The organism is Nonomuraea sp. NPDC050310, from assembly GCF_040655795.1.
GTDB lineage: Bacteria > Actinomycetota > Actinomycetes > Streptosporangiales > Streptosporangiaceae > Nonomuraea.
On record NZ_JBFAKP010000019.1, the window covers coordinates 82,768 to 104,173 of the forward strand.

Genomic DNA, 21,406 nt, shown 5'->3' on the forward strand with positions numbered 1-21,406 from the left:
AAACATGCAGGGGATCGAGAGGACGACACGCGCGCGTGTGGCCCGCCTCATCCTCGAGCATGGTCCCGTCACGGCGGCAGCGCTCGGCGAGCGGCTCGGGCTCACCCCCGCGGCCGTGCGACGCCACCTCGACGCGCTGGTGGCGGACGGGATGATCGAGCCCCGGACAGTGCGCCCGCGCGGACAGCGCGGGCGCGGGCGACCGGCGAAGATGTTCGCCATCACCGAGACGGGGCGCAGTGCTTTCGAGCACGCCTACGACGACCTGGCCGGCAGCGCCCTGCGCTTCCTGGCCGAGCGTCTGGGCGACCAGGCGGTGTCCGACTTCGCCCGCTCCCAGGTGCAGAGCCTGGTGGCGCGGCTGGAGCCGGTGATGAGCGCAGTGCCCGCAGACCGGCGAGTGCAGATGCTGGCCGAGGCGCTGTCGGCAGAGGGTTACGCGGCGAGTGCCTCCAAGGCCAAGTCCGGCGGTGACCAGCTCTGCCAGCACCACTGCCCGGTGGCGCACGCGGCGGCCGAGTTCCCGCAGCTGTGCGAGGCCGAGACGGAGGCGTTCGCGCAACTCCTCGGCACGCCGGTGCAACGGCTGGCCACCATCGCCCACGGCGACGGGGTCTGCACCACGCATGTGAGTCCGCAAATGTTGAGAGATAAGAGCAAGGAGACCGGAAGGTGACTGTCACCGACCGCCCGGAGCTTGAGGGCCTCGGGAACTACAAGTTCGGCTGGGCCGACTCCGACGAAGCCGGGGCCGCGGCCAAGCGTGGCCTGTCGGAGGAGGTCGTCCGGAACATCTCCGCGCTCAAGAACGAGCCGGAGTGGATGCTGGACCTGCGCCTGAAGGGTCTGCGCCTGTTCGCGAAGAAGCCGCTGCCCACCTGGGGCTCGGACCTGACCGGCATCGACTTCGACAACATCAAGTACTTCGTGCGCTCCACCGAGAAGCAGGCCGCTTCCTGGGACGAGCTGCCCGAGGACATCAAGAACACCTACGACAAGCTCGGCATCCCCGAGGCCGAGAAGCAGCGGCTGATCGCCGGTGTGGCCGCGCAGTACGAGTCGGAGGTCGTCTACCACCAGATCCGCGAGGACCTGGAGGAGAAGGGTGTCATCTTCGTCGACACCGACACCGGCCTGCGCGAGCACGAGGAGCTCTTCAAGGAGTACTTCGGCTCGGTGATCCCGGTCGGCGACAACAAGTTCGCCGCGCTCAACACCGCGACCTGGTCCGGCGGCTCGTTCATCTACGTGCCCCCGAACACGCACATCGACATCCCGCTCCAGGCCTACTTCCGGATCAACACCGAGAACATGGGCCAGTTCGAGCGGACCCTGATCATCGTGGACGAGAACTCCTACGTCCACTACGTCGAGGGCTGCACCGCCCCGATCTACTCCAGCGACTCGCTGCACAGCGCGGTCGTGGAGATCGTGGTGAAGAAGGGCGCCCGCTGCCGGTACACGACCATCCAGAACTGGTCGAACAACGTCTACAACCTGGTCACCAAGCGCGCCGTCGCCTACGAGGGCGCGACCATGGAGTGGATCGACGGCAACATCGGCTCCAAGGTCACCATGAAGTACCCGGCCGTCTACCTGATGGGCGAGCACGCCAAGGGCGAGACGCTGAGCGTCGCCTTCGCCGGCGAGGGCCAGCACCAGGACGCCGGCTCCAAGATGGTGCACCTGGCGCCCAACACCAGCTCGACCGTGATCTCCAAGTCCGTCGCCCGCGGCGGCGGCCGGACGAGCTACCGCGGCCTGGTCCAGATCGAGGAGGGCGCCCACGGCTCCGCCTCGACGGTCAAGTGCGACGCGCTGCTCGTCGACCAGATCAGCCGCTCCGACACCTACCCCTACGTCGACGTCCGCGAGGACGACGTCTCCATGGGGCACGAGGCCACGGTCTCCAAGGTCAGCGATGACCAGCTGTTCTACCTGATGAGCCGCGGTCTGGGCGAGGACGAGGCCATGGCGATGATCGTGCGCGGCTTCGTCGAGCCGATCGCCCGCGAACTGCCCATGGAGTACGCGCTCGAGCTGAACCGCCTGATCGAGCTGCAGATGGAAGGAGCCGTCGGCTGATGGGCCTGAACGAGAAGCCCCTGTCGACGCTGCACGAGCACGCGTCATACGACCTCGCCGACTTCGAGGTCCCCACCGGCCGCGAGGAGAAGTGGCGCTTCACGCCGCTCTCCCGGCTCAAGGGCCTGCACAAGGGCACCGCCGCGGCCGGTCACGTCACCGTGAGCGTCGACGCGGCCCCCGAGGTCACCGTCGAGACGGTCGGCCGCGAGGACGCCCGCCTGGGCAAGTCCTTCGCGCCGACCGACCGGATCAGCGCCCAGGCCTGGACCAGCTTCGAGAAGGCGACCGTCCTGACGGTCGCCCGCGAGGCCGTGGCCTCCAAGCCGACGGTGGTCACGCTGACCGGCGCCGGCGACGGCGCGGCCTACGGCCACCTGCTGGTCAAGCTGGAGCCGATGGCCGAGGCCGTCGTCGTCCTCGACCACCAGGGCAGCGCCGTCTACGCCGACAACGTCGAGTTCGTCGTGGGCGACGGCGCGACCCTCAAGGTCGTCAGCCTCCAGGACTGGGCCGACGACGCCGTGCACGTCTCCCAGCACCACGCCCAGCTCGGCAAGGACGCCACCTTCAAGAGCTTCGTGGTCACCCTCGGCGGCGACCTCGTACGGCTCTCGCCGAGCGTGTCCTACACCGCGCCGGGCGGCGACGCCGACCTGTCGGGCGTCTACTTCGTCGACGCCGGCCAGCACCTGGAGCACCGCCTCCTGGTCGACCACTCGCAGCCCACCTGCAAGTCCAACGTGGACTACCGCGGCGCGCTGCAGGGCCAGGACGCCCACGCCGTCTGGATCGGCGACGTGATCATCCGGGTCGCGGCCGAGGGCACCGACACCTACGAGCTCAACCGCAACCTCATCCTCACCGACGGCGCCCGCGCCGACTCGGTGCCCAACCTGGAGATCCTCACCGGCGAGGTGGCCGGAGCCGGCCACGCGTCGGCGAGCGGGCGCCTGGACGACGAGCACATCTTCTACCTGCAGGCCCGCGGCATCCCCTACGACGAGGCGCGCCGCCTGGTCATCCGGGGCTTCCTCGGCCAGCTCATCGAGAAGATCGAGCTCGACGAGCTGCGTGAGCGGGTGCTCGCCAAGGTCGAAGCGGAGCTCGAGAAGTGAGCTTCGAGAAGGTCTGCACGATCAGCGACATCGAGGACGGTGGCGTCCTCGGCCTGGAGGTCGGCGAGACCCCGGTGGCGCTGGTCCGCAAGGGCGAGGAGGTCTTCGCCCTGCACGACGTCTGCTCCCACGCCGAGGTCAAGCTGAGCGAGGGCGAGGTCTACGACGGCACGCTCGAGTGCTGGCTGCACGGTTCGTGCTTCGACGTCCGCACCGGCAAGCCCACCGGCCCGCCCGCCACCAAGCCCGTTCCCGTCTACCGAGTCAAGATCGAGGGCGACGACGTGCTCGTCTCACTCTCGAAGGAGTCATAGTGAGCACCCTGGAAATCCGTGACCTGCACGTCGCCGTCGAGGACAAGCAGATCCTGCGCGGCGTCGACCTGACCGTGCGCGCCGGCGAGACCCACGCCATCATGGGCCCCAACGGCTCGGGCAAGTCCACCCTGGCCTACGCCGTCGCCGGCCACCCGAAGTACACCATCACCGGCGGCCAGGTGCTGCTCGACGGCGAGGACCTGCTGGAGATGTCCGTCGACGAGCGGGCGCGCGCCGGGCTGTTCCTGGCGATGCAGTACCCCGTCGAGGTGCCGGGCGTCAGCGTCTCCAACTTCCTGCGCTCGGCGGTCACCTCCATGCGCGGCGAGGCGCCGAAGCTGCGCGAGTTCGCCAAGGACCTCAAGGCCGGCATGGACTCCCTGTCCATCGACCCCGCCTTCGCCCAGCGCAACCTGAACGAGGGCTTCTCCGGCGGCGAGAAGAAGCGCCACGAGATCCTCCAGCTCGAACTGCTCAAGCCGAAGATCGCCGTGCTCGACGAGACCGACTCCGGCCTCGACGTCGACGCGCTGCGCATCGTCTCCGAAGGCATCAACCGCTTCCGCTCCACCGGCGAGACCGGCGTGCTGCTGATCACGCACTACACCCGGATCCTGCGCTACGTGAAGCCCGACCACGTGCACGTCTTCGCCGGCGGCCGGATCGTCGAGGAAGGTGGCCCCGAGCTCGCCGAGAAGCTGGAGGCCGAGGGGTACGCCGCCTACACCAAGGAAGCGGTCGGGCAGTGACCGGTTTCGACGTCGAGCGGATCCGGAAGGATTTTCCGGTCCTCTCACGCGAGCTACCGGGTGGGCGGAGCCTCGTCTACCTGGACTCCGGCAACTCCTCCCAGAAGCCGGCGCAGGTCATCGAGACCATGCGCGAGCACCTGGCGATGCACTACAGCAACGTCGGGCGCGCGCACCACACGCTGGGCAGCGAGTCCACCGAGGCCTACGAGAACGCCCGGGACAAGGTCGCCGCGTTCGTCGGCGCCCCGTCCCGGGACGAGGTGATCTTCACCAAGAACGCCTCCGAGGCGCTCAACCTGCTGGCCTACTCCTTCGGGAACCGCTCCAACACCGACCCCCGGTTCACCCTGGGGGAGGGCGACGAGATCGTCATCTCCGAGATGGAGCACCACTCCAACATCGTGCCCTGGCAGATGCTCGCGCAGCGGACCGGGGCCACGCTGAAGTGGTTCGGCGTGACCGACGAGGGCCGGCTCGACCTGTCCGGTGACGTGATCACCGAGCGGACGAAGATCGTCTCGATCGCGCACCAGTCGAACGTGCTGGGCACGGTCAACCCGGTCGCGGCCGTGATCGAGCGGGCCCATGCGGTGGGCGCCCTGGTGGCGCTCGACGCCTCCCAGTCGGTTCCCCACCACCCGGTGAACCTCGCCGCGCTCGGCGCCGACTTCGTGGCCTTCACCGGTCACAAGATGGTCGGCCCGTCGGGCATCGGCGTCCTGTGGGGCCGGGCCGAGCTGCTCGACGCCATGCCCCCGTTCCTGGGCGGCGGCGAGATGATCGAGGCGGTCTGGATGGACCGCTCGACCTACGCGCCGCTCCCGCACAAGTTCGAGGCCGGCACGCCGCCCATCGTCGAGGCCATCGGCCTGGGCGCGGCGGTGGACTACCTCGACGGGATCGGCCTGGCCGCGATCGAGGCGCACGAGCGGGAGCTGACCGCGCACGCGCTCGGGGCGCTCCAGGAGATCCCCGGGCTCAAGGTGATCGGCCCGACCGATCTGCACGACCGGGGCGGCACCGTCTCTTTCACTCTGGAAGGGATTCACCCGCACGACGTCGGGCAGATCCTGGACGACCGGTTCGGGATCGCCGTACGGGTCGGCCACCACTGCGCCCGGCCGCTGCACCTGCGGTTCGGAATACCGGCGACCACGCGGGCGTCGTTCTACCTGTACAACACCACGGGCGAGATCGACGCCCTGGTGCGCGGCCTCCACCACGTTCAGAAGGTGTTCGCCTGACATGATCACCGACTCCATGTACCAGGAGCTGATCCTGGAGCACTACAAGCACCCGCAGGGGCGGGGGCTGCGCGAGCCGTACGAGGCGGAGGTTCACCACGTGAACCCCACCTGCGGCGACGAGATCACGCTCCGGGTGCACCTGGAGGACGGCAAGGTGGCCGACGTCTCCTACGAGGGACAGGGCTGCTCCATCAGCCAGGCCGCCGCCTCGGTGCTGCACGAGCTCGCCGTGGGCACCACCGTGGAGGGCTCTCTGGAGGTCGTGGACGAGTTCACCCGGCTCCTGCAGGGCAGGGGCCAGGTGGAGCCCGACGAGGACGTGCTGGGCGACGCGGTCGCCTTCTCGGGCGTGGCCAAGTTCCCCGCCCGGGTGAAGTGCGCCCTGCTTTCCTGGATGGCGTACAAGGACGCAGTTGTGAGGAGTGCTGCCGGATGAGCAAGCCAGTAGAGACCCCGACCGGCTTCGATGGTGAGACCACTCACGACGAGGTCATGGAGGCGCTCAAGGACGTCGTCGACCCCGAGCTCGGCATCAACGTGGTCGACCTCGGCCTGATCTACGGGCTCAACCTCGACGCCGTCGAAGGCGCCGATCGGCCCGTGGCCACCATCGACATGACGCTGACCAGCGCGGCCTGCCCGCTGACCGACGTCATCGAGGACCAGGCGCACTCCGCCCTGGAGGGCATGGTCTCCGATGTGAAGATCAACTGGGTCTGGCTGCCCCCGTGGGGGCCGGACAAGATCACCGATGAGGGCCGCGACCAGTTGCGTATGCTAGGCTTCAACGTCTGATCTGATCTGGTACGGCTGGCGTTCACCAAAACGTCAGCCGTTTCAGCGTGCCGACGGATGATTTCGGAAGGTCCGGGAATATCCAGCTCCCCTGAGCGTGTTGGCACACACGTGTACCTGACGCACCTATGGGGTGCGTGACGCCGCCTGCGCCGGCTATCGGGTGCGCGTAGACGGGCTGAACAACATGGCCCAGTCCCCACCCGGCAGGCGTCCGATACGTCTGCATGATCGAGGGTCCGAAGAATCCCTCCGGTGAGTTATGCCCCGGCTCGTCCTTTCGCAGAAGTGACGTGCCACTTCTACTGAAAGGCACGATTTCGTGACCATGCTTGACGCTGCCATGCCCGAGATCTCCGAAGCGACCGTTTCGGAGTTCGAGCTGCTCGGCCTGCCGAAGCCGCTCGTGACCGGACTGGCCAAGCAGGGCATCGAAGCCCCGTTCCCCATCCAGAGCGCCACCATCCCCGACGTGCTCGCCGGCAACGACGTGCTGGGCCGCGGACAGACGGGCTCCGGTAAGACGCTGGCCTTCGGCCTGCCCACGATGGCCCGCATCGCCGGTCGCCGTCCCACCCCCGGCGCCCCGCGCGCCATGATCCTGGTTCCGACCCGCGAGCTGGCCCTGCAGGTCCACGACGCCATCGAGCCCCTGGGCCGTGGCCTGGGCCTGCGCATGAAGGTCATCGTGGGCGGCATGTCCATGGGCAAGCAGATCGAGGCGCTGCGCCGCGGCGTCGACATCGTCGTCGCCACCCCGGGCCGCCTCGGCGACCTCATCCGCCAGGGCGAGGTGACCCTCGACGAGATCGAGGTCAGCATCCTGGACGAGGCCGACCACATGTGTGACCTGGGCTTCTTCCCGGTCGTGACGGAGCTGCTCGCGCAGACGCCGACCGACAGCCAGCGCCTGCTGTTCTCCGCCACCCTCGACGGTGACGTCGACAAGCTGGTGAAGCGCTTCCTGCGCAACCCGATCACCCACTCCATCGCCCCGGCGACCTCCCCGGTCGACACGATGGAGCACCACCTCATGCAGGTCACCCGCGACGACAAGTTCGACATCGCCGCGGAGATCGCCAACCGCGAGGGCAAGACGATCATCTTCGTCCGCACCCAGCACGGCGTCGACCGGCTCTGCAAGCAGTTCGCCCGCGTCGGCGTGAAGGCCGGCGGCCTGCACGGCGGCAAGCGCCAGAACCAGCGCACCCGCATCCTGGCGGAGTTCCGCGAGGGCGCCATCGACGTGCTGGTCTGCACCGACGTCGCCGCCCGCGGCATCCACGTCGACAACATCTCGCTGGTCCTGCACCTCGACCCGCCGCAGGACCACAAGAGCTACCTGCACCGCGGCGGCCGTACCGCCCGCGCCGGCGAGAAGGGCACGGTCGTCACCCTCGTCCTGCCCAACGAGCGGCGCTCCACCGACGCGCTGACCCGGCGCGCGGGCATCAAGCCGTTCAAGCTCAAGGCCGAGATCGGGCACCCCCGGGTGGCCGAGGTCACCGGCGCCCGCACCCCGAGCGGCGAGTCCATCCCCGTGTGGGAGCCCGACGTGCGCAAGCCGCTGCGGCCCCGCCGTGAGGGCTCCTTCGACCGTGGCCCGCGCCGCCGGCGCGAGTTCGACGGCGAGCGCCGCCCGCGCCGCCACGAGGACGGCACCTTCGAGGAGCGTCGCTCGCACGGCGACCGTCCGGCCCGCTCCTACGACGACCGCGCCCCCCGCGCGTACGGCGACCGCCGTCCGCGCGAGAACGGCGACCACGTCGGCCGCGCCCACGAGGGCGACCGCCAGCGCCGCCACGAGGGTGGCCACCCCCGCTCCGGCGGGTACGAGCCGCGCGAGCGCTCGGGTGGCTTCGAGGGCCGTCAGGGCGGTTACGACCGTCCGGCCGGCTCCGAGGGCCGCCCGGCCGGTGGCGAGGGCCGCGACGGCTACAAGCCCCGCACCTTCGGCGACGACCGCCGTGGCCGCGGCGGCTACGGCCAGCAGCGCCCGGGCTACCGTGGCGACGACCGCGGCCGTTCGTTCGGCCGTGACGGCGCTCCCCGCGAGGGTGGCTCCTTCGGCCGCGACAGCGCTCCCCGTGAGGGCGGCTCCTACAACCGTGACGGCGGTTCGTTCAACCGTGACGGCGGCTCCCGGCCGGCGTCGCGCGAGGGCGGCTACCGTGCCGACGACCGTGGCCGGTCCTTCGGCCGCGAGGGCGGCTCGTTCTCCCGTGACGGCCAGCGGCCCTTCTCCCGCGAGGGCGGCTTCCGCGCCGGCGGCGAGCGCGGCCGGGACGACCGTGGCGGCTTCCGCCCCGCGGGCGACCGGACCCGTGAGGACCGTCCGGCCTTCCGCGCCCGTGACAACGGCGCCCGGAGCGGTGGCTTCCGCGCCGACCGTGGCCGGCCGTTCTCGGCCGACGCGCGTCGCGACGAGCGCTGACCCATCGCGGTAGGGCTCCCCGAGCCTTTCTGAAACAGCCCCTGGCCTGCCGGCCGGGGGCTGTTTCGCGTGCACCGGCCGATCGGCTCCTCGCCGCCCGGTGGTTCGTGGAGCAGGCAGACGGGTGGGCGGGGGTCCTGAAGGAGGCGGTTCGCTGGCGGGACGTCCGATTACGCCCGGAGGGCGGTTCGGTGGCGGGACGTCCGATTACGCCTGGAGGGAGGCGGGTCGAGACGCGCGATAGGGTCTGCCGTGTGATTGACCGCCTGACCAATCCGATCAAGGACTACGCCTGGGGCTCGCGCACCGCGATCGCCACGCTGGCCGGCCGGCCGGTGCCCTCGCCGGGGCCCGAGGCCGAGATGTGGCTGGGCGCCCATCCGGCGGGCCCGTCGCTGCTGGAGCGCGGCGGCGAGACCCGCTCGCTCGACGAGGTGATCGCGGCCGACCCCGAGGGGGAGCTGGGCCGCGCGTGCGTCGAGCGGTTCGGGGCGCGCCTGCCGTACCTGATGAAGCTGATCGCGGTCGGCGCCCCGCTGTCGTTGCAGGTGCACCCCTCGCCGGAGCAGGCGCGGGCGGGCTACGAGCGGGGCGCGTACGGCGACCCGTACGCCAAGCCGGAGCTGGTCTGCGCGCTGACGCCGTTCGTGGCGCTGGCCGGGTTCAAGGCCCCGGCCGAGGCCGCCGGGCTGCTGGCGGAGCTGGAGGTGGCGAGCCTGCGCCCGGTGATCGACCGGCTGCGGCTGGGCGAGACGCTGAGCGCGCTGCGCGTCCTGCTGGAGTGGCCGCGCGAGGAGCGCGCGGAGCTGGTGGCCCAGGTGGCCGAGCGCGGCGGCGAGGAGGTCGCCAAGCTGGCCGAGCGCTACCCGCAGGACCCGGCGGTGCTGGCGCCGCTGCTGATGAACCGGCACGACCTGCGCCCCGGCGAGGCGCTCTACCTCGGCGCGGGCGTGCTGCACGCCTACCTCGACGGGTTCGGGGTGGAGATCATGGCCGGCTCCGACAACGTGCTGCGCGCGGGCCTGACGCCCAAGCCGATCGACGTGGACGAGTTGCTGAGCGTCATGGTGCCGGAGGCCCAGCCGCTGGCCGTCGAGGCGCGGGCGCACCTGTTCAGCCCGCCCGCGCCGGAGTTCGCGCTGGGCCGGGCGGTCAACCCGCGGCTGCGGCTGACCGGCGGGCTGCCGCGCATCCTGCTGTGCACCGAGGGCGAGGTGCTGGCCGGCCGGCGCCGGCTGGCGGCGGGGGAGTCGGCCTTCGTCGCGGCCGGGGTGGGCGACGTGGAGCTGCACGGCCGGGGCACCGTCTTCTGGGCCCAGCCCAACCTCGGCTGACCTGGGCGGCTCGCGGCGGTCTCGGGTCGTGGACATGGCCGGAACGCGGGCCCGGCGGGCACTAGGCTTGGTGGTCACGTCCGCACACGGAAGAGAGACCATGAAGACCTTCGATGAGCTGTTCGCCGAGCTGTCCGAGAAGGCGCGCACCCGGCCCGAGGGCTCGGGCACCGTGGCCGCGCTCGACAGCGGCGTCCATGCCATCGGCAAGAAAGTGGTGGAGGAGGCGGCCGAGTCCTGGATGGCCGCCGAGCACGAAGGCGCCGAGCGGGCCGCCGAGGAGATCTCCCAGCTCCTCTACCACGTCCAGGTCCTCATGATCGCCCGCGGTCTCAAGCTCGACGACGTGTACAGGTGGCTGTGATGTTGCGACTGGCTGTCCCCAACAAGGGCGCGCTCACCGAGGCGGCCCAGCTCATGCTCAAGGAGGCGGGCTACCGCACCCGCCGTGACAGCAAGGAGCTGGTCCTGATCGACCAGGACAACTCCTGCGAGCTGTTCTTCCTGCGGCCCCGCGACATCGCGGTCTACGTCGGCGAGGGCACCCTCGACGCCGGCATCACCGGCCGCGACATGCTGCTCGACTCCGGCGCCGAGGCCGAGGAGATCCTGCCGCTCGGCTTCGGCGGTTCCACCTTCCGGCTGGCCGCCAAGTCCGGCTCGCTGTCCAGCGTGAAGGACCTCGCGGGCCTGCGCGTGGCCACCTCCTACACCGGCCTGCTCCGCCACTACCTGGAGGAGAGCGGGGTGGACGCGCGGGTGATCAAGCTGGACGGCGCGGTCGAGACCGCGATCCGGCTGGGCGTCGCCGACGCGGTGGCCGACGTCGTGGAGACCGGCACCACGCTGCGCAACGTCGGGCTGGAGGTCTTCGGCGAGCCGATCATGCGCTCGGAGGCCGTGCTGATCCGCCAGCGCGGCGCCGCCGCCGAGCACAGCGGCCTGACGCAGCTCGTCCGCCGGCTGCAGGGCGTGATCCACGCCCGCGACTTCGTGATGATGGACTACGACATCCGCGCCGAGCGGATCGAGGAGGCCATCGCGCTCACGCCGGGCATGGAGGGGCCGACGGTCTCGCCCCTGCACCGGGAGGGCTGGGTCGCGGTGCGCGCGATGGTCCGGCGCAAGGGTCACCAGCAGGTGATGGACCAGCTCTGGGACATCGGCGCCCGGGCGATCCTGGTGACCGACATCTACGCCTGCCGGATCTAGCGACCGCCCGCAGATCCGGCACGGCACGGCGGGTGAGGCCCGCTGTGACGCCCAGATCGCCGCCGGGTCCTGGCCGGGGCGGATTCGCGGGGCGGTGTCGCCATCGGTCGCCCCGTCCGGCCGAGGCGGTTCTGTCCGAATACGTCCCGCACGGCCCTGAGCAGGCCTGGGCGGCTCCCGCACGCGGCAACGGCGCCCGGCCCACCGGCCGGGCCGGCCGTCCCCACCAGGACGTCGCCAGGCGCAGCGAGGTGGCCCGCGTCCAGGCGCCCTACGCCGTCGCCCTCACCCGGCTGTGCGTCTCAGGCCAGGCTCGCCATGGCCTTGATCGCCTGGTCGACCTGCTCGGGCGAGTTCATGATCGTGGTGCCGAAGCGCAGCAACTGCTCGCGGTAGGGCGTCACGCTGGTCTCGATGCGGTGCCGCTCCCGCAGCCGCGTGACCGCCGCGCCGGGCGAGAGTCCCTCGACCGAGCAGCAGACCAGGCCCGCCGACAGCTCCGGTGCGAGGGGGGTGGCCAGCTTGACGTGCCGCAGGTCCTTCAGGCCGGCCTTGAGCCGGGTGGCCAGTTCCTGGATGCGCGCCTGCACGCGCTGCTTGCCCAGCGCCTGGTGGAACTCGAAGGCGGCCGGCATCGCCCACCGGTGCTCGAAGGCCTTGTAGCCGCCGGGCGTGTAGTAGTCGGCGGTGGGCGCGGCCGGCGGGCGGCCGGTCTGCCACGACTCGAAGGCGTTGGGCCCGAAGCTGGTGATGACCGGGTCGAGCCGGCTCCAGTCGCGGCCCCACAGGATGCCGGTGCCGCGCGGCCCGGCCAGCCACTTGTGCGTGCCGCTGGCCAGGAAGTCGCAGCCGAGCTCCTCGACGCCGTCGGCCATGGCGCCGAAGCCGTGCACGCCGTCCACGCACAGCAGCATGCGGTCGTTGGCGTTGCGGCTCTGGTTCTCGGCGGCCAGCAGGTCGGCGATGGCGCGGATCGGCAGGCGCACGCCGGTGCTGGAGTGCACCCAGGTCACCGCCACGACGCGGGTGGCGGGGGAGAGCCCGGCCTTGATCGCCGCGAGCACGCGGTCGGCGGAGGCGGTGAAGGGGTCGTCGTAGAGCCGCACGCGGCGCACCTTGGCCCCGGTGCGGGCGGCCAGCAGCCGCAGGTTCTCGTGGGTGGCCATGAAGTCGTGCTCGGTGGTGAGCACCTCGTGGCCGGGGCGCAGCCGCAGGCCCGAGTAGAGCAGGCCCAGGCCCATCGTGGTGCTGTCGGTCAGGGCGATGTCGGGGAAGCGCGCGCCCAGGTAGTCGGCGGCGGCCTTGCGCGAGGCGTCGTCGGGCACCATGCCGCCGGCCGGGGTGTAGTGCGGGTCGGCGTCGAGCGCGTCGCGGTGCTGCTGGATGGCTCGCCGTACCGGGGCCGGGTGCGGGGCCAGGACGTAGGCGGCGAAGTTGGCGACGCCGGGCTTGAGGGCGAACTGGGCGGCCACCGACTCCCAGTCGCCGGGGGCCGGGGCGGCCGGTGCGGAGGCGGCGGGAGCGGCGGAGGTGGACGTGCAGGCCGACAGCGGGGCCAGCAGGCCCGCGCCGAGCACGGCCCGCCGGTTCAGCGACTGGGTCACGGGACCTTCCTACCCCGCCGCCCGGCCGCCGGGCAACGACGGCCACGCCCGATCAGGCGCGCAGCCCGCTCACCTGGCGCATCAGCTCCGAGACGCGCACCACGCCCAGGCAGCGGTTGAGCTCGTCGGTCACCACCAGGTCGTCGTAGGCGCGGGCGCTGTCCTGGCCGGCGACCTGCATCGCGGCGATGGCCGGCGTGGTCTTCGGCACGGTGCGGGGCGGGTCGGCCAGGCGCAGCGCGGGCTTGCGGCCGTGCAGCGCGTGCCCGTAGCGGGCGGCGAACGACAGCAGGAAGCGGCTGCGGTCGAGGCTGCCCTTGGGCCGCTGGTACTCGTCGACCAGGATCAGGCTGGTGATCGACGGCTCGGTGCCGAAGGCCTCTATGGCCTCCTCCGCCGTCGCCTGCGCGGGCAGCGTCACGGCCGGCATGAGCAGCTCCAGCACCCTGGGCCCGAGCAGCGCCGTGGCCGGCTCCTGGACGACGACCGGCAGCGGCACGTGCACCCGGCCGTCGCGGCCCGGCCGCAGCAGCGGGCCCTGCGCCAGCCGTACGTGCCAGGAGCGCACCATCGCGAGCTGCTGCTCGTCGGTGACGCCGGGCGCCAGCACGTGCGCGCCGATGCCGCGCGCCAGGCGGGCGACCGACTCGGCCACCGCCGCCCGGCGCGGGTCGCGCGGCGCGCGCGCCACCGTCTCCGGCGACAGCACCAGCAGGTACGGCGAAGCGTCCGCGAGCACGTCGAACGGGATGCTCTCGGTCCCCGCCCCGCCGAAGGCCAGCAGGTAGCCGATGGCGCGCAGCCCGTCGAGGCCGACGGTGAGCAGCCGCCGCTCCGGCTCGGAGCACGAGCCGCTGACGACGAGGATCACCTCGCGGGGCCGCCGCCCGGCACGGCGCAGCGTCTCGTGCAGCGGCGCGAGCGCGCCGGTGCCGTTCATGACCAGCCCGGCGGGCAGGTCGAGCAGGAGCGGCAGCGTGCTCTCCTGCCCGGCCGCCTCCAGTGACTCGGGCGTGGTCCGCAAGGCCACGACACCCCCGGTGTCGAGGTCGACGACGGGGGAGAGGTCGGTCATCTGGGCAAGCACGGTCTGATGCTGCTCCGTGTCGCCGCAGTTACAGAAGGGGTGGATGGCGAAGTTCACCGACATTTCCCCCCGAGTTCCCCACCCGCGCAGTGGGTTAGCCTTCTGGCATGACTGCCCGGCCCGCGAAAGGCGGCGGGCGCTGGGTAGACGTCGCCCCCGAGCGCCTCAACAAGTGGATCGACGGCTTCGCCGGCCGCCACGGCCCGATCGACACCGCCTACGAGCCGGACCCGGCGCCCGGGCTGCTGCGGCTGGTGGCCGCCGACGGGTCGCTGGCCGAGCTGACCGTGCCCTTCCCGCCCTTCGACGCGGCCCCGCCGTACCTGTCGAGGTTCGTGGCGCACGCGCAGCGGGCGCGGACGGTCGGGGTGATCCTGGCGCGGCTGGGCGGGCACGCGGCCGGGGTGTTCCGCGGCACGGAGCTGATCGCCTCGAAGGTGGGCTCCACCTACGTCCAGGGCCGGACCGCGGCGGGCGGCTGGTCACAGCAGCGCTTCGCGCGGCGGCGCGGCAACCAGGCCGGCAAGGCGGCCGAGAGCGCGGCGGGGACGGCGGCCCGGGTGCTGCTGCCGCACGAGGGCGAGATCGAGGCGGTGATCCTGGGCGGCGAGCGCCGGGCGGTGGAGGCGCTGAGCGCCGATCCGCGGCTGGCCGGGCTCCTGGCGAAAGCGGCCGAGCCTTTCCTGACGGTCCCCGATCCCCGGCTCGCCGTCCTGCGGGAGACGCCCGCCCTGTTCCGCGCTGTCCGGGTGCGGGTGATTAATGCAGGAGAGGCGGTGGGCGAGGGCCCGTAGACTGATCCCCATGCACGCTCCCGATTGACCTGGCGCGCCTGCCATCCCACTTCCAACCTTCGGGAGCCATTCTCACCATGATCATTGCTAATGACATCGAACTGCGCGCGGGCTCGCGGCTGCTGATCGAGAAGGCCAATTTCCGCGTCAATCCGGGCGACAAGATCGGATTGGTCGGCCGCAACGGCGCGGGCAAGACCACCCTGACCAAGGTGCTGGCCGGCGAGGGGCTGCCCGCGGCGGGGAGCGTGACCTCCAGCGGCAGCATCGGCTACCTGCCCCAGGACCCCCGCACCGGCGACCTGCAGGTGCTGGCGCGCGACCGGATCCTGTCGGCGCGCGGGCTGGACGAGGTCCTGCGCAAGCTGCACGAGGCCGAGCTCGGCATGTCCAGCGCCGACGACAAGACCCGCGAGAAGGCGGTGCGCCGCTACGGCCGCCTCGAGGATCAGATGCACGTGCTGGGCGGCTACGCGGCCGAGGCCGAGGCGGCCTCCATCGCCTCCAGCCTGGGCCTGCCCGACCGGGTGCTCAAGCAGCCCCTGGAGACCCTCTCCGGCGGCCAGCGCCGCCGGGTCGAGCTGGCCAGGATCCTGTTCAGCGGGGCCGAGACTCTCCTGCTGGACGAGCCCACAAACCACCTGGATGCGGACTCCATCGCCTGGCTTCGTGATTTTTTGCGCTCTCATCAAGGTGGCTTGATCATCATCAGCCACGATGTGGGCCTTCTCGAAGCCACGGTCAACAAAGTCCTTCATCTCGACGCCAACCGGCAGGTCATCGACCACTACAACGTCGGCTGGAAGGCCTACCTGGCCCAGCGCGAGACCGACGAGAAGCGCCGCAAGCGCGAGCGCGCCAACGCCGAGAAGCAGGCCGGGGCGCTGCTGGCGCAGGCCGACAAGATGCGGGCCAAGGCCACCAAGGCCAAGGCGGCCCAGGACATGATGCGCCGGGCCAACCGGCTGCTGGCCGGCACCGAGGCCGAGCGGGTCAGCGACAAGGTCGCCAAGCTGCGCTTCCCCGAGCCGGCCCCGTGCGGGCGCACCCCGCTGACCGCGGTGGAGCTGTCGAAGTCCTACGGCTCGCTGGAGGTCTTCACCGACGTCAACGTGGCCATCGACCGCGGCCACCGGGTGGTCATCCTCGGCCTCAACGGCGCCGGCAAGACCACGCTGCTGCGCATCCTGGGCGGCATCGAGGCGCCCGACACCGGCGAGGTGCGGGCCGGTCACGGCCTCAAGGTCGGCTACTACGCGCAGGAGCACGAGACGCTCGACGCCGACCGCACCCTCCTGGAGAACATGCGCTCGGCCGGGGGCGAGTTCACCGACACGGAGCTGAGAAAAGTCCTCGGATCTTTCCTCTTCACCGGCGACGATGTCGACAAGCCCGCGGGCGTTCTGTCAGGAGGCGAGAAAACTCGGCTGGCCCTTGCGCTACTGGTGTTGTCGAGCGCGAACGTGCTTCTCCTGGACGAGCCCACTAACAACCTCGACCCCGTCAGCAGGGAGCAAGTCCTCACCGCTTTGCGATCATATTCAGGAGCAATCGTCCTGGTCACTCATGATGAGGGGGCCGTTGACGCTCTTGCACCGGATAGGGTGATCTTGCTACCAGACGGAACAGAAGACGCCTGGAGCGAGGAATTTTCCGATCTTGTGGCTCTTGCCTGATCTTAATTTGAGTGGGTACGGATCTTTTCCCGTGGAGTAGGTAGCCGATCCCGCGGAAATGACTGATCATGGCGGAGTAACGCTGCGGAAGTCTGGCACTACAGGAGGTACTCGTGGCCGAGACTCTCAAGAAAGGCACCCGGGTGACCGGGGCCGACCGCGAAAAGCTGGCCGGTGATCTCAAGAAGCGGTATGCGGCGGGCGAGAGCATCCGCGCGCTGGCGGCTTCGACCGGCCGGTCGTACGGGTTCATCCACCGCATCCTCAGCGAGTCCGGTGTGACTCTGCGGGGGCGCGGCGGCGCGACCCGTGGCAAGTCCAAGAGGTAGATGGGCTGCCAGTCGGCACAGTATGGAACGCGCGTCCGCAGCCGCTCGTCCCAGTCCGCGGAGTCTGTCACGCCCGAGCAATGTTCTAGTAGGCTCGGGTGTGACAGACCGGCGTTACCAGGGAGGCTGAGCGCGTGCTTGGGGGGAATCCGGAGGCGACCGGCCTCCGCTTCGAGGTGGACGGTGAGATCGCGACGATCACACTGGACCGGCCGGAGAAGCGCAACGCTCAGACGTTCGCGCTCTGGTCGGAACTGACCCGCATCGGGAACAACCTGCCGGAGCAGGTCCGTGTCGTCGTGGTGCGAGGTGAGGGACCGTCCTTCTCGGCGGGAATCGATCTTTCCATGTTCGGCAGCCTTCAGCCCGGAAGCGATCTCGACAGTTCGATCGCGGAATTCCAGCGAGGATTCCTCTGGCTTCGCCGTCCCGACATCGTCAGCATCGCGGCGGTTCAGGGACACGCCATCGGCGCCGGTTTCCAACTGGCGCTCTCCTGCGACCTGCGCATCGTCGCGGATGACGTCAAGTTCTGCATGAAAGAGCCCGCACTGGGGCTGGTGCCCGATCTGACCGGCACCAAGCCGCTGGTGGACCTCGTCGGCCTCGCCAAGGCGGTCGACATCTGTCTCACCGCCCGTGTCGTCGAGGCGGAGGAGGCGCTGCGCCTCGGGCTGGCCGAACGGGTCGTGCCGCGCGACGAACTCGCGACGGCGGTCAAGGAGAAGACGGCGCAACTGCTGTCGGTGGACCGCGCCGCGGCCACCGCCACCAAGCGGCTGCTCCAGGGCGCGACGGGGCGCTCCCTGGAGGAGCAGTGCGCGGCCGAGCGGGCCGAACAGGTGCTCCGCATCCGCGCGCTCAACGGCGGCTGACCCGGCTCTCGCGCTGTTCGCCCGGAGCTGAGCGGGGAATCGCGCGAGCCCGGCGGACGCTGAAATGACCATGGCGATGAGTTTCGGACCTGGATCCATGCGGTCGCTGCGGCGTGACGAGTCCGTCATGCAGCAGCGGCTCAAGCGTGGCACCGTCCGGCGCATCGCCCGCTACGCCAAGCCCTTCACCAGGCTGATCACCGTCTTCCTGGCGCTGGTCGTGCTCGGCTCGGTGATCGTCGTGGCCAACCCGCTGCTGATGAAGGCGGTCATCGACGACGGCATCCTGCTGAAGAACACCGGCGTGGTGATCGGCCTGGCCGTCGCCATCGCCGTCCTGGCCCTGCTGGACGCGGGGCTCACCCTCGCCCAGCGCTGGTTCTCCTCGCGCATCGGCGAGGGCCTGATCTTCAACCTGCGCACCGAGGTCTTCGACCACGTCCAGCGCATGCCGGTGGCCTTCTTCATGCGCGCCCAGACCGGCGCGCTGGTCTCCCGGCTCAACACCGACGTCATCGGCGCCCAGCGCGCGCTGACCAGCACCCTGTCCAGCGTGGTGTCCAACATCGTCAGCCTGGTCCTGGTGCTGGGCGCGATGCTGGTGCTGTCCTGGCAGGTCACGCTGGTCGCCCTGGTCCTGCTGCCGATCTTCATCATCCCGGCCAAGTACGTCGGCCGCCGCATGTCCGCCTTCACCCGCGAGCAGATGAAGCTCGACGCGGAGATGAGCTCGGTGATGACCGAGCGGTTCAACGTCGCCGGCGCCATGGTCGCCAAGCTGTACGGCAGGCCCGCCGAGGAGGCCGAGATGTTCGGCGAGCGCGCCGCCCGGGTGCGCGACATCGGCGTGACCGTCGGCATGTACGGCGCGATCTTCCGCGTCGCCCTCGGCCTGGTCGCCGCCCTGGCCACCGCGCTGGTCTACGGCGTCGGCGGCGTGCTCGCCGTGAACGACGTCTTCGAGCTCGGCACCCTGGTCGCCCTGGCCGCGCTGCTCATGCGTCTGTACGGCCCGCTGACCAGTCTGTCCAACGTGCACGTGGACGTGATGACCGCGCTGGTCAGCTTCGACCGCGTCTTCGAGGTGCTCGACCTCAAGCCCATGGTCGCCGAGCAGCCCGACGCCCGGCCGGTGCCCTCCGGCCCGGTCACCATCGACTTCGAGGACGTGCACTTCCGCTACCCGAGCGCCGAGGAGGTCTCGCTGGCCTCCCTGGAGTCGGTCGCCCGCCAGGACACCGGCCCCAGTCACCCGGTGCTGAAGGGCGTGTCGTTCACCGCCCGGCCCGGCCAGCTCATCGCCCTGGTCGGCCCGTCCGGCGCGGGCAAGACCACCATCACCTCGCTGGTCTCGCGGCTCTACGACGTCGACGAGGGCTCTGTGCGGCTCAACGGCCTCGACGTGCGCGAGGCGACGCTGGGCTCGATCAGCGACACGGTCGGCGTCGTGATGCAGGACGCCCACCTCTTCCACGACTCCATCGGCGCCAACCTGCGTTACGCCCGGCCGGAGGCGAGCGACGAGGAGATCTGGGAGGCGCTGCGCGCGGCCCAGATCGGCGACCTGGTCGAGGCGCTGCCCGACCAGCTCGACACCGTGGTCGGCGACCGCGGCTACCGGCTGTCCGGCGGCGAGAAGCAGCGCCTGGCGCTGGCCCGGCTCCTCCTCAAGGCGCCGCGCGTGGTCGTGCTCGACGAGGCCACCGCGCACCTCGACTCCGAGTCGGAGGCGGCCGTGCAGCAGGCGCTCAAGACCGCGCTGGCCGGGCGGACCTCGCTGGTCATCGCGCACCGGCTGTCCACCATCCGCGAGGCGGACGAGATCCTGGTCGTCCAGGACGGGCGGGTGGCCGAGCGCGGGCGGCACGACGACCTGCTGGCGCGCGGCGGCCTGTACGCCGAGCTCTACCGCACCCAGTTCAGCTCTTCGCCAGGTAGCCCAGACGCGTGAGCTCCTCGCGGGCGACCTTCTCCACCAGGTCGAGGTCGGCCTGTCGGAGGCGGGCGGCCGAGGGGCGGGGGCGCCTGCCGTACAGGGCGACCTTGGAGACCGGGACCTCCAGGAAGGCCGACAGCGCGTCGATCACCGGGCCGGGGGTGCGCAGCAGTTCCTCGTAGCGGACGGTCATGAGCTGGTCGGCGGGCAGCTCCTGGCGCAGCTCGGCGCTGATCCGCACGGCGCTGCGCCAGCGCAGGGCCGCCTTGCCGGCCACCGGCATGGTCTTCCAGCGGTCGCGGTGCTCGCCGCGGTTCACGCCGAGGAAAGCGTTGGGAAACTCGGTCTCCTCGGTGAGCATGACCGGCTTGAACCACGCCAGGCAGGCGGGGTCGGCGATCATGTCGGCGACGACGTCACGGCCGTCGCGGATGACCTGGACGAAGCGGGCGTCGGGGAAGGCGCCGAGCAGCGGGCCGGCGCTGTAGAGCAGGTCGGGGCTGGCGTCGCCGAAGCGGCTGAGCGCCGAGGTGGACACGCACGGGCCGGGCCCGGTGACGCCGCCGGCCTCGCGGCACGGCGCCGGGCACTGCCCGCAGGCGCCGGGCACGACCTGCCAGGCCTCGGCGAGCGCGTCACGCAGCACGCGGGCCGCGCCCGAGCTGCGGCCGATGGAGGGCCGCCGGGCGAAGGCGTAGACGACGTGCGCGACCGAGGCGCGGCCCATGGTCACGTGGAAGCCGGTGGACCGTTTCAGGGCACGCGCCAGCAGGTCCGCGCCGGAGTGCGGGGCTCCCAGGAGGAAGACCGGCCTGCGGACCTTGATCCCGTTGACCACCAGGATGTGTCGCATACCCGGGTCAAGTGTGACACCGTTTGCCCTGGGAGGTGTGCAATGAGGGGTCTAGACCTGGTCGGTGGGGACACGGTGGCGATCGTCGCCCCGTCGGGCCCGCCCGACCCCGTCCGGCTGCGCCAGGGGGTGCGGCGGCTGGAGGCGCTCGGGCTGAAGGTGGTGACCGGCCGCAACGTGCTCGCCCGCGGCGGGCTGGACTACCTGGCCGGCTCCGACGAGGAGCGCGCCGCCGACCTGCAGGCCGCCTGGTGCGACCCGGCGGTGGCGGCGGTCTTCTGCGCCAGGGGCGGGTACGGCGCGGGCCGCCTGCTCGGCCTGCTGGACTGGGCGGCGATGCGCGCGGCCGGGCCGAAGGTGCTGCTGGGCTCCAGCGACATCACCGCGCTGCACCACGTGTTCGGCCTCGAACTCGGCCTGCCCACGCTGCACGGCCCGATGCCCGCCTGCGCGGTGATCACCGACGGGGCCGAGCCCGAGCCGCGCACCTGGGAGCACCTTCTGGCGGCGCTCGAAGGCCGCCCGCTGCCGGTGCCGGGCGAGGAGATGCTGGTGCCGGGCCGGGCGGAGGGCGTGCTGGCCGGCGGCAACCTGTCATTGCTCGCCTCGCTGTGCGGCACCCGGTACCAGCCGGCCTTCGCCGACCGGCTGGTCTTCCTGGAGGACGTGGGGGAGGAGCCCTACCGGATCGACCGGATGCTGACCCAGCTCCTGCAGGCCGGCGCCTTCGACGGGGCACGTGGGTTCGTGCTCGGCTCGTGGGTCGGCTGTGGCGATCCGATGCCGGTGTTGCGGGACCGGCTCGTCCCGCTCGGAGTGCCGATCCTGGCGGGGCTGCCGGTCGGGCACGGCAGCCCGCAGCTGAGCATCTGGCTTGGGGCTCTTGGGGCTATCGATACTGAATCGTGCTCCCTGGCTGGTCAGTTCGGGGGCTGGGACCAGGCATCGTAGAAACACG

Annotated in this window: 21 protein-coding genes; 18 read left to right on the top strand and 3 right to left on the bottom strand. The window is 71.1% G+C overall.

The genetic code is table 11. From position 1 onward, the window contains the following. Positions 1–4: 4 nt before the first annotated feature. The 12 genes from AB0I67_RS32740 to hisG all read left to right on the top strand — a co-directional run bounded on the left by AB0I67_RS32740 (position 5) and on the right by hisG (position 11,294). The gene (locus AB0I67_RS32740; RefSeq protein ID WP_357931719.1) at positions 5–676 is read left to right on the top strand and encodes a metalloregulator ArsR/SmtB family transcription factor; all 672 of its coding nucleotides are present in this window, start codon (positions 5–7) and stop codon (positions 674–676) included. Beyond that, entirely contained in the window at positions 673–2,085 is a 1,413-nt protein-coding gene (sufB, locus tag AB0I67_RS32745) for a Fe-S cluster assembly protein SufB (RefSeq protein WP_357931465.1), read from the top strand. Before AB0I67_RS32740 ends, sufB begins: the two co-directional genes overlap by 4 nt. Continuing rightward, positions 2,085–3,203 carry a Fe-S cluster assembly protein SufD gene (sufD, locus tag AB0I67_RS32750; protein ID WP_357931468.1) on the top strand — a complete coding sequence of 373 codons (1,119 nt, stop codon included), beginning with the start codon at positions 2,085–2,087 and terminating at the stop codon, positions 3,201–3,203. Before sufB ends, sufD begins: the two co-directional genes overlap by 1 nt. After that, positions 3,200–3,517 (top strand): non-heme iron oxygenase ferredoxin subunit, encoded by a 318-nt coding sequence (locus AB0I67_RS32755; protein WP_357931471.1) that lies wholly within the window; start codon positions 3,200–3,202, stop codon positions 3,515–3,517. Before sufD ends, AB0I67_RS32755 begins: the two co-directional genes overlap by 4 nt. Further along, positions 3,517–4,269: a Fe-S cluster assembly ATPase SufC gene (gene sufC, locus AB0I67_RS32760; RefSeq protein WP_357931473.1), complete on the top strand. Its 753-nt coding sequence runs from the start codon at positions 3,517–3,519 to the stop codon at positions 4,267–4,269. Before AB0I67_RS32755 ends, sufC begins: the two co-directional genes overlap by 1 nt. Then, positions 4,266–5,516, top strand: coding sequence for a cysteine desulfurase (locus AB0I67_RS32765; RefSeq protein WP_357931476.1), 1,251 nt, complete (start codon positions 4,266–4,268; stop codon positions 5,514–5,516). Before sufC ends, AB0I67_RS32765 begins: the two co-directional genes overlap by 4 nt. A gap of 1 nt (position 5,517) precedes the next feature. Beyond that, on the top strand, positions 5,518–5,955 hold the full coding sequence (gene sufU / locus AB0I67_RS32770) for a Fe-S cluster assembly sulfur transfer protein SufU (protein WP_357931478.1): 438 nt from the start codon (positions 5,518–5,520) through the stop codon (positions 5,953–5,955). Continuing rightward, positions 5,952–6,314 carry a metal-sulfur cluster assembly factor gene (locus AB0I67_RS32775; protein WP_357931481.1) on the top strand — a complete coding sequence of 121 codons (363 nt, stop codon included), beginning with the start codon at positions 5,952–5,954 and terminating at the stop codon, positions 6,312–6,314. Before sufU ends, AB0I67_RS32775 begins: the two co-directional genes overlap by 4 nt. Before the next feature lie 328 nt (positions 6,315–6,642). Next, positions 6,643–8,748 carry a DEAD/DEAH box helicase gene (locus tag AB0I67_RS32780; RefSeq protein WP_357931484.1) on the top strand — a complete coding sequence of 702 codons (2,106 nt, stop codon included), beginning with the start codon at positions 6,643–6,645 and terminating at the stop codon, positions 8,746–8,748. A 254-nt stretch (positions 8,749–9,002) separates the two neighbouring features. Further along, entirely contained in the window at positions 9,003–10,082 is a 1,080-nt protein-coding gene (manA, locus tag AB0I67_RS32785) for a mannose-6-phosphate isomerase, class I (RefSeq protein ID WP_357931487.1), read from the top strand. 100 nt (positions 10,083–10,182) lie between these two features. Continuing rightward, positions 10,183–10,446: a phosphoribosyl-ATP diphosphatase gene (locus AB0I67_RS32790; RefSeq protein WP_357931490.1), complete on the top strand. Its 264-nt coding sequence runs from the start codon at positions 10,183–10,185 to the stop codon at positions 10,444–10,446. Continuing rightward, a complete protein-coding gene (gene hisG, locus AB0I67_RS32795) occupies positions 10,437–11,294 on the top strand; it encodes an ATP phosphoribosyltransferase (protein ID WP_357931493.1) in 858 nt (285 codons plus the stop codon). Before AB0I67_RS32790 ends, hisG begins: the two co-directional genes overlap by 10 nt. Positions 11,295–11,596: 302 nt before the next feature. On the opposite strand, the gene AB0I67_RS32800 is transcribed toward hisG, so the two are convergent. Together AB0I67_RS32800 and AB0I67_RS32805 are read right to left on the bottom strand one after the other, a co-directional pair. Beyond that, the gene (locus tag AB0I67_RS32800) at positions 11,597–12,898 is read right to left on the bottom strand and encodes an aminotransferase class V-fold PLP-dependent enzyme (protein WP_357931495.1); all 1,302 of its coding nucleotides are present in this window, start codon (positions 12,896–12,898) and stop codon (positions 11,597–11,599) included. A gap of 52 nt (positions 12,899–12,950) precedes the next feature. Further along, positions 12,951–13,985 carry an EAL domain-containing protein gene (locus tag AB0I67_RS32805; RefSeq protein ID WP_357931498.1) on the bottom strand — a complete coding sequence of 345 codons (1,035 nt, stop codon included), beginning with the start codon at positions 13,983–13,985 and terminating at the stop codon, positions 12,951–12,953. A 107-nt stretch (positions 13,986–14,092) separates the two neighbouring features. Between AB0I67_RS32805 and AB0I67_RS32810 the strand changes: the two genes are divergently transcribed. The 5 genes from AB0I67_RS32810 to AB0I67_RS32830 all read left to right on the top strand — a co-directional run bounded on the left by AB0I67_RS32810 (position 14,093) and on the right by AB0I67_RS32830 (position 19,610). Next, complete coding sequence (locus AB0I67_RS32810) at positions 14,093–14,779, top strand: acVLRF1 family peptidyl-tRNA hydrolase (RefSeq protein WP_357931501.1); 687 nt, start codon at positions 14,093–14,095, stop codon at positions 14,777–14,779. A 77-nt stretch (positions 14,780–14,856) separates the two neighbouring features. Further along, positions 14,857–16,455 carry an ABC-F family ATP-binding cassette domain-containing protein gene (locus AB0I67_RS32815; RefSeq protein ID WP_357931504.1) on the top strand — a complete coding sequence of 533 codons (1,599 nt, stop codon included), beginning with the start codon at positions 14,857–14,859 and terminating at the stop codon, positions 16,453–16,455. Positions 16,456–16,568: 113 nt separating this feature from the next. Next, positions 16,569–16,784 (top strand): helix-turn-helix domain-containing protein, encoded by a 216-nt coding sequence (locus AB0I67_RS32820; RefSeq protein ID WP_020547488.1) that lies wholly within the window; start codon positions 16,569–16,571, stop codon positions 16,782–16,784. A 134-nt stretch (positions 16,785–16,918) separates the two neighbouring features. Continuing rightward, complete coding sequence (locus tag AB0I67_RS32825) at positions 16,919–17,659, top strand: enoyl-CoA hydratase/isomerase family protein (RefSeq protein WP_357931507.1); 741 nt, start codon at positions 16,919–16,921, stop codon at positions 17,657–17,659. A gap of 97 nt (positions 17,660–17,756) precedes the next feature. Further along, positions 17,757–19,610 carry an ABC transporter ATP-binding protein gene (locus tag AB0I67_RS32830; protein ID WP_357931510.1) on the top strand — a complete coding sequence of 618 codons (1,854 nt, stop codon included), beginning with the start codon at positions 17,757–17,759 and terminating at the stop codon, positions 19,608–19,610. Here AB0I67_RS32830 and AB0I67_RS32835 read toward each other — a convergent pair. Then, the gene (locus AB0I67_RS32835) at positions 19,579–20,448 is read right to left on the bottom strand and encodes a sulfotransferase (RefSeq protein WP_357931513.1); all 870 of its coding nucleotides are present in this window, start codon (positions 20,446–20,448) and stop codon (positions 19,579–19,581) included. The genes AB0I67_RS32830 and AB0I67_RS32835 overlap by 32 nt on opposite strands. Positions 20,449–20,490: 42 nt before the next feature. On the opposite strand from AB0I67_RS32835, the gene AB0I67_RS32840 reads away from it, so the two are divergent. Beyond that, positions 20,491–21,399, top strand: coding sequence for an LD-carboxypeptidase (locus AB0I67_RS32840; RefSeq protein ID WP_357931516.1), 909 nt, complete (start codon positions 20,491–20,493; stop codon positions 21,397–21,399). Positions 21,400–21,406: the final 7 nt, after the last annotated feature.

Excerpts from the sequence above, each read along its gene's own strand:
- AB0I67_RS32740 (WP_357931719.1), top strand. The coding sequence starts at position 5 with ATGCAGGGGATCGAGAGGACGACACGCGCGCGTGTGGCCCGCCTCATC.
- sufD (WP_357931468.1), top strand. The coding sequence starts at position 2,085 with ATGGGCCTGAACGAGAAGCCCCTGTCGACGCTGCACGAGCACGCGTCA.
- sufU (WP_357931478.1), top strand. The coding sequence starts at position 5,518 with ATGATCACCGACTCCATGTACCAGGAGCTGATCCTGGAGCACTACAAG.
- AB0I67_RS32775 (WP_357931481.1), top strand. The coding sequence starts at position 5,952 with ATGAGCAAGCCAGTAGAGACCCCGACCGGCTTCGATGGTGAGACCACT.
- AB0I67_RS32780 (WP_357931484.1), top strand. The coding sequence starts at position 6,643 with ATGCTTGACGCTGCCATGCCCGAGATCTCCGAAGCGACCGTTTCGGAG.
- AB0I67_RS32790 (WP_357931490.1), top strand. The coding sequence starts at position 10,183 with ATGAAGACCTTCGATGAGCTGTTCGCCGAGCTGTCCGAGAAGGCGCGC.
- AB0I67_RS32810 (WP_357931501.1), top strand. The coding sequence starts at position 14,093 with ATGACTGCCCGGCCCGCGAAAGGCGGCGGGCGCTGGGTAGACGTCGCC.
- AB0I67_RS32815 (WP_357931504.1), top strand. The coding sequence starts at position 14,857 with ATGATCATTGCTAATGACATCGAACTGCGCGCGGGCTCGCGGCTGCTG.
- AB0I67_RS32830 (WP_357931510.1), top strand. The coding sequence starts at position 17,757 with ATGCGGTCGCTGCGGCGTGACGAGTCCGTCATGCAGCAGCGGCTCAAG.
- AB0I67_RS32835 (WP_357931513.1), bottom strand. The coding sequence starts at position 20,448 with ATGCGACACATCCTGGTGGTCAACGGGATCAAGGTCCGCAGGCCGGTC.
- AB0I67_RS32840 (WP_357931516.1), top strand. The coding sequence starts at position 20,491 with ATGAGGGGTCTAGACCTGGTCGGTGGGGACACGGTGGCGATCGTCGCC.